Origin of the sequence: uncultured Rhodococcus sp. (assembly GCF_963525155.1) — a bacterium.
Classification (GTDB): Bacteria; Actinomycetota; Actinomycetes; order Mycobacteriales; family Mycobacteriaceae; genus Rhodococcus_F; species Rhodococcus_F qingshengii.
Genome location: NZ_CAURKP010000250.1, coordinates 1 through 6,164 on the forward strand (window position 1 = coordinate 1; position 6,164 = coordinate 6,164).

Genomic DNA, 6,164 nt, shown 5'->3' on the forward strand with positions numbered 1-6,164 from the left:
CCGGTGCACAGGGAACCGTCGGCGTTCTCGTAGCGGATCGCCATCGGCTGAACCGGGCATTCGGCGTCGACGGCTGCTTGGAACATCGCCGGACGAAAACCGCCGTACGCCCGCCCGCACCAGGTCGTTCCCTCGGGGAACACCATCACCCGGACACCTCGCTGCAGGCGTTCGCGAACGACGTCGACGGTTCCGGGGAGTTCACGCAGGCGAGCGCGGTCGATGGGGACGACGCGCATCCGGCGCGCGAGACCGCCGAGCATTGCCCAGTCGAGCAGGTCGGCGCGGGCGACGAAGTTGGCCGGAGCAACGGCGCTCGCGACGAGGACGTCGGTCCAGGACACGTGACCGGCGACAACCATGACCCCGTCAGGTTCCGCGCGCCCCAACCGCTGATCGTCGACCGTCAGCTTCATCCCCAGACACCGCAGCAACGCGCGCGAGTATCCGCGTTGCATCTCAGTACGCCAGGTGCGCGGGAGCAGCCAGCCGGCCGAAAGCACAGGCGCAGTCACCAGTGCGGCACCGACCATGACCCCGCGGGCCATCACGGTGATACTCGACACACCGGGTGCGTCCGCGGGTAGGCACCCGTCGCCGCAGGGGCTCGTCGGCACCCAGTACGGCACCGCCGCGGTCATCAGCCGATCCCCGACTCGTGTGCGGCGGCCGCCGATCGCAGCCGTTCGAGGTAGCGCTTGTTGGCGGAGTGAAGGCCTTGCAGTGCAACAAAATCGGCCACACCGAACTCGGGATCGTGGGCGGGCTCCCCGCAGATCATCGCGCCCATCCGCAAGTAGCCACGGAGCAACGGCGGCATCGTCACGCGTTCCGGTGCGGCGATCTCGTCGAGCGTCAGACCCCCGAGGACCACCGGGTTTCGTGGGATCACCCGCCGCGACCCCGGACTGGCGTGCTTGTTCATCACGAAGTCACGGACGCCGCGGACATCGGCGCCGGCAATTGAATCGGGGCTCGGCAAGACGGGCACGGAGACGCAGCCCATCACCCACTCGTATCCGGTCAATTCGAGATAGTGCAGGATGCCCGACCACATCAGGCTCAGGACGGATCCGGTGCGGTGAGCGGGATCGACGCACGCGCGACCCATTTCGACAATCCTGTTCGCCACCGGATCGAGCGCGGAGATGTCGAATTCCGTTGCGGTGTAATACCCACCGGCCGCCGCAGCGGAATCCGGCGGCAGCATTCGGTAGCAGCCGACGTACTCCTCGGTGATGTTGTCGCGAACGAGAAGATGATCACAGAATTCGTCGAAGGCGTCGGCGTCGAGTTCGAACACCCCGGCCGAAGCGGGGAGGGAGAAGCCTGGCTCGGAGGCGAACACTCGGTATCGAAGGCGCTGCGCAGCGACACGATGCTCGCGGTCGGAGGAGACGATCAGGGAATATCTCGGCTGGGCGACCTCACGGCCGAGATTGTCACTCGCGGAGCGAAGGACTGACGTAATTGTCATGCGCAAGGTTTATCGAGCGCGAACGGCGTCTCGGTATCGACGAAGTGACATGCCGATGCAGCCCGGGTGAATAAAGCACTGTGCGCCTTTATCAACCGCGGGGGGTTGATAAAGGCGCACAGCAGTTTGTGCTTTTCAGCCCTTGTGGGACTTCACAGCTTCGGTGAGCTGCGGTGCGACGTTGAACAGGTCGCCCACGATGCCGAAGTCGGCGATCTCGAAGATGGGTGCCTCTTCGTCCTTGTTGACCGCGACGATGGTCTTGGACGTCTGCATGCCGGCGCGGTGCTGGATGGCACCGGAAATGCCGAGCGCGATGTACAGCTGCGGGGAGACCGTCTTACCGGTCTGACCGACCTGGAACTGTCCGGGGTAGTAACCCGAGTCCACAGCGGCACGCGAAGCACCGACTGCAGCACCGAGGGAATCGGCCAGCTCTTCGACGACGGAGAACTTGTCCGCGCTGCCGACACCACGTCCACCGGAGACGACAACCGACGCCTCGGTGAGCTCCGGGCGGTCGCCGCCGACGATGGGCTCACGCGAGGTGACCTTGACGGCACTCTCGTCCTGAGCCGGAACCTCGACGGTGATCTGCTCGCCTGCGCCGGCCTGCGGAGCAGCCTCGACTGCGCCCGGACGAACCGAGTAGACCGGAACGTCGCCGTTGGCCTTGGCCTCGACGGTGAACGCGCCACCGAAGATGGAGTGGACGCCGGTGCCGTCAGCCTTGATCTCGATGACGTCGGTCAGCAATCCGGAGCCCAGACGTGCGGCCAGACGACCGGCAACCTCTTTGCCCTCGGTGCCGGCTGCGGTGATGACTGCTGCCGGGCTGGTGGACTCGACCAGAGCGGCGAGAACGTCGACCTTGGGGGTGACGAGGTAGCCGTCGATGTCGTCGGACTCGGCGACGTAGATCTTCTCGGCGCCGGCTGCTGCCAGAGCGTCGGCGAGCTTTGCTGCGGTGCCCGCGGGGCCGGCGACAACTGCCGACGGCTCACCGAGTGCGCGTGCAGCGGTGATGAGTTCGGTGCTGACCTTCTTCAGCGCACCCTCTGCGTGCTCTACGAGCACAAGTACTTCTGCCATGACTTAACTCTCCCTGAGTTCTTCTGCTGGATGTCTAGAAGGGCGCGATCAGATGACCTTGTTGCTGACGAGGTACGCGGCAATCTTGGTGCCACCGTCTCCCTCGTCGACGATGCGCTCACCAGCGGTACGGGGGGGCTTGGGGGTGGAGGACGTCACGGTGGTGCCGGCGTTGGCAACTCCGACGGTCTCCGGGTCGACTCCGAGGTCGGCCAGCGTGTAGACGAGAACTTCCTTCTTCTTCGCGGCCATGATGCCCTTGAAGGACGGGAAGCGCGGCTCGTTGATCTTCTCGGTGACCGAGACGATCGCGGGCAGCGAAGCCTCGAGGCCGAAGACGCCCTCGTCGGTCTCGCGCTCACCGGTGATCTTGCCGTCGGCGACGACGACCTTGCGCAGCTGGGTGAGCTGCGGGATGCCCAGGTACTCGGCGATGATGGCCGGAACAGCGCCGACGCGGCCGTCGGTGGCCTCGTTGCCGGCGATGATCAGGTCGGCAGGCTCGTCGTTCTCGAAGGTGATCTGGCCGAGAGCAGCAGCGAGCGTCCATGCGGTCTGGATCGCGTCGGAGCCGTGCAGTGCCGGGTCGTTGATGTGGACGGCCTTGTCGGCGCCCATCGAGAGAGCCTTGCGGATAGCGTCGGTGGCGCGGTCGGGACCTGCGGACAGCACCGTTACCTCACCGCCCTGAGCTTCCTTGATGAGGAGTGCTTCTTCGACGGAGCGCTCGTTGATCTCGTCGAGGACTGCGTCGGCGGCTTCACGGTCAAGCGTGTAGTCGCCGTCGGTCAGCTTGCGCTCGGACCATGTGTCGGGGACCTGCTTGATCAAAACAACGATATTCGTCATGGGTCTTCGTCGACCTCCTGTGTGTAATTCACCTGATAAATCGTCTGTGGTGCTCGCGCAGTCCGAGCGTCCGAAAAGAGAGTCCGACAGGTCTCCCTACGGGCGAATTTCTCGGTTCACGTCGGCTGTGCGTTAGATTACCCCACGTTAAGTTACCGGTGGGTAACTTAACGTGGAACCTCGTCCACCATAACGGCACGAACAGGAATTGACAGCAGTGATCTGGACCACGGCGAACACGTTCTACTCGGATGGCACTAATCTCGCACGGGTGAGTGAAACGAGTGTCAGCAACCACGAGGACGCACCCCTGCCCTTGACGGGCGAACGAACCGTGCCAGGAATCCCCGAGGAGAACTACTGGTTCCGACGCCACGAAGTGGTGTACCGCGCACTTCTGGAGCGCTGCACGGACCGCCGAGTCCTCGAGGCCGGTTCCGGAGAAGGCTACGGCGCCAACATGATTGCGGACGTCGCAACAAAGGTTACCGGCCTCGACTACGACATCTCCGCGGTCGAGCACGTCCGTGCCCGCTACCCCCGCGTCGAGATGCTCCACGGCAACCTCGCCGAGCTTCCACTGGCCGACAACTCGGTTGACGTCGTCGTCAATTTCCAGGTGATCGAGCACCTGTGGGATCAGGGTCAGTTCCTACGCGAATGCTTCCGAGTTCTCGCTCCCGGCGGTGAACTTCTCATCAGCACCCCCAACCGGATCACCTTCTCCCCCGGCCGCGACACGCCGCTCAACCCTTTCCACACTCGTGAGCTCAACGCCTCCGAAATGACCGGATTGCTCGAAGACGCCGGATTCCGCGTTCAGTTGATGACCGGCGTCCACCACGGTTCGCGCCTGAAGGAACTCGACGCCAAGCACGGCGGATCGTTCATCAATGCGCAGATCGACCGCGCGTTGGCCGGCGAGCCCTGGCCGGAAGATCTCACCCGCGACGTCGAGGGCATCACCGTCGACGACTTCAGCATCAGCGAACCCGACATCGACGACAGCCTCGACCTCGTCGCTATTGCCGTGAAGGAAACCGGCGAGTGAGTAACGCAACACCCGTCACCGAACCGGGGATGTTCGCCCTGGTTCTGCACTCCCATCTGCCGTGGCTCGCCAACCACGGCAGATGGCCAGTCGGCGAGGAATGGATCTACCAGTCCTGGGCTGCGTCGTACATTCCGCTCGCCGCCGCGCTACGTCGCCTGGCCGACGAGGGCCGATCGCACCTGCTGACGCTGGGAATCACGCCCGTACTCGCGGCCCAGTTGGACGATCCCCACTGCCTCGCCGGGATGCATCACTGGCTCGGCAACTGGCAGATCCGCGCCCACGAGGCCGCCGGCATGCCGGACGCGGCGCACCGCGAACTCGGCGCGCGCGAACACCGGGCGTCAGCTGCCGCTCTCGCAGATTTCGAGACTCACTGGCAGCACGGCGCCTCACCGGTGTTCCGCGACCTCATCGATCGCGAGGCCTTCGAGCTTCTCGGCGGGCCGCTGGCCCACCCGTTCCAACCGCTGCTCGATCCTCGCTTGCGGGCGTTCTCCCTCCGCGAAGGTCTCGCCGACGCGCATGCCCGGTGGAATCACACTCCGACCGGGATCTGGGGACCCGAGTGCGGGTACACCCCGGGCATGGAGCGCGGGTACGCCGAAGCGGGCGTCACCCACTTCATGGTCGACGGCCCCGCCTTGCGCGGCGACACGTCCCTCGGCCGCCCGGTTCGAGAATCCGACGTGGTTGCATTCGGCCGCGACCTGCAGGTCAGCTACCGCGTCTGGTCCCCCAAGTCCGGATATCCGGGTCACGCCGCCTACCGCGACTTCCACACCTACGACCACGAGACGGGTCTCAAGCCGTCGCGGGTCACCGGACGGACCGTCGACTCCGCCGACAAGTTGCCGTACGACCCCGAACTCGCTGCGGCCGCCGTCGACAAGCATGTTGCCGACTTCGTCGAAACCGTTCGGGCGCGTCTGCGCAGTGAATCCACCCGCATCGGCCGCGACGCCCTGGTGGTCGCAGCTTTCGACACCGAACTGTTCGGGCACTGGTGGCACGAAGGTCCGCAGTGGCTCGAAAAACTCCTGCGCGCGCTTCCCGAGGCCGGAATTCGCGTCGGCACCCTCGCCGACGCCAAGGCATCGGGATACGTCGGCGAACCCGTTCAACTCGAGGATTCGTCCTGGGGATCGGGTAAGGACTGGCGTGTCTGGGCCGGCGATCAGGTGTCCGACCTGGTGCAACTGAACTCCGAAGTGGTGGAGACCGCGCTCGGCACCGTGGACAAGTCTCGCGGACGCGACAACGCACCCGGCCGACCGGAACTGCGAAACCGGGTCAACGATCAGGTACTTCGCGAGACACTGATGACAGTTTCGAGCGATTGGGCATTCATGGTGAGCAAGGATTCGGCCGCGGGGTACGCCCGCGAACGCGCACACAAGCACGCCCACGCGACCAGGGAAATCTCCGAAGCGCTCGTTTCCGGCCGCGACGCCGTCGCCGAGCGGTTGGCCAAAGGCTGGAATCGCGCCGACGGATTGTTCCCCGGTCTGGATGCACGCCGTCTTCCTGACACTGAACTGGTGAACGGGAGCGCGTCGTGAAAATTCTCATCGTCTCGTGGGAGTACCCCCCGGTCGTTGTCGGCGGCCTCGGCCGACACGTCCACCATCTCGCCACCGAGTTGGCTGCTGCAGGCCACGAGGTCGTTGTTCTCTCGCGTCGCCCCTCCGG

The 6,164-nt window shown here is 65.1% G+C and carries 7 protein-coding genes; 3 read left to right on the top strand and 4 right to left on the bottom strand.

The genetic code is table 11. The annotated features are described in order from the left end of the window. The 4 genes from RWT78_RS27265 to RWT78_RS27280 all read right to left on the bottom strand — a co-directional run. A partial coding sequence (locus tag RWT78_RS27265) for a lysophospholipid acyltransferase family protein (protein WP_314682222.1) occupies positions 1-641 on the bottom strand: 641 nt, incomplete at its 3' end. After that, the gene (locus RWT78_RS27270; RefSeq protein ID WP_003944707.1) at positions 641-1,477 is read right to left on the bottom strand and encodes a GNAT family N-acetyltransferase; all 837 of its coding nucleotides are present in this window, start codon (positions 1,475-1,477) and stop codon (positions 641-643) included. The genes RWT78_RS27270 and RWT78_RS27265, both read right to left, overlap by 1 nt. Positions 1,478-1,612: 135 nt before the next feature. After that, positions 1,613-2,569 (bottom strand): electron transfer flavoprotein subunit alpha/FixB family protein, encoded by a 957-nt coding sequence (locus RWT78_RS27275; RefSeq protein ID WP_003944698.1) that lies wholly within the window; start codon positions 2,567-2,569, stop codon positions 1,613-1,615. Between the two features lie 48 nt (positions 2,570-2,617). Beyond that, the gene (locus RWT78_RS27280; RefSeq protein WP_003944754.1) at positions 2,618-3,418 is read right to left on the bottom strand and encodes an electron transfer flavoprotein subunit beta/FixA family protein; all 801 of its coding nucleotides are present in this window, start codon (positions 3,416-3,418) and stop codon (positions 2,618-2,620) included. A 271-nt stretch (positions 3,419-3,689) separates the two neighbouring features. Between RWT78_RS27280 and RWT78_RS27285 the strand changes: the two genes are divergently transcribed. The 3 genes from RWT78_RS27285 to RWT78_RS27295 form a co-directional block, all read left to right on the top strand. Then, positions 3,690-4,469 (top strand): class I SAM-dependent methyltransferase, encoded by a 780-nt coding sequence (locus RWT78_RS27285; RefSeq protein ID WP_314682228.1) that lies wholly within the window; start codon positions 3,690-3,692, stop codon positions 4,467-4,469. Between the two features lie 29 nt (positions 4,470-4,498). After that, entirely contained in the window at positions 4,499-6,034 is a 1,536-nt protein-coding gene (locus RWT78_RS27290; protein WP_314682230.1) for a glycoside hydrolase family 57 protein, read from the top strand. After that, the coding region (locus tag RWT78_RS27295; RefSeq protein ID WP_314682233.1) for a glycogen/starch synthase at positions 6,031-6,164 on the top strand (134 nt) is incomplete at its 3' end. The genes RWT78_RS27290 and RWT78_RS27295, both read left to right, overlap by 4 nt.

Bases quoted from the DNA above. Each gene is read 5' to 3' on its own strand.
- RWT78_RS27270 (WP_003944707.1), bottom strand. From the start codon at position 1,477: ATGACAATTACGTCAGTCCTTCGCTCCGCGAGTGACAATCTCGGCCGT.
- RWT78_RS27275 (WP_003944698.1), bottom strand. From the start codon at position 2,569: ATGGCAGAAGTACTTGTGCTCGTAGAGCACGCAGAGGGTGCGCTGAAG.
- RWT78_RS27280 (WP_003944754.1), bottom strand. From the start codon at position 3,418: ATGACGAATATCGTTGTTTTGATCAAGCAGGTCCCCGACACATGGTCC.
- RWT78_RS27290 (WP_314682230.1), top strand. From the start codon at position 4,499: ATGTTCGCCCTGGTTCTGCACTCCCATCTGCCGTGGCTCGCCAACCAC.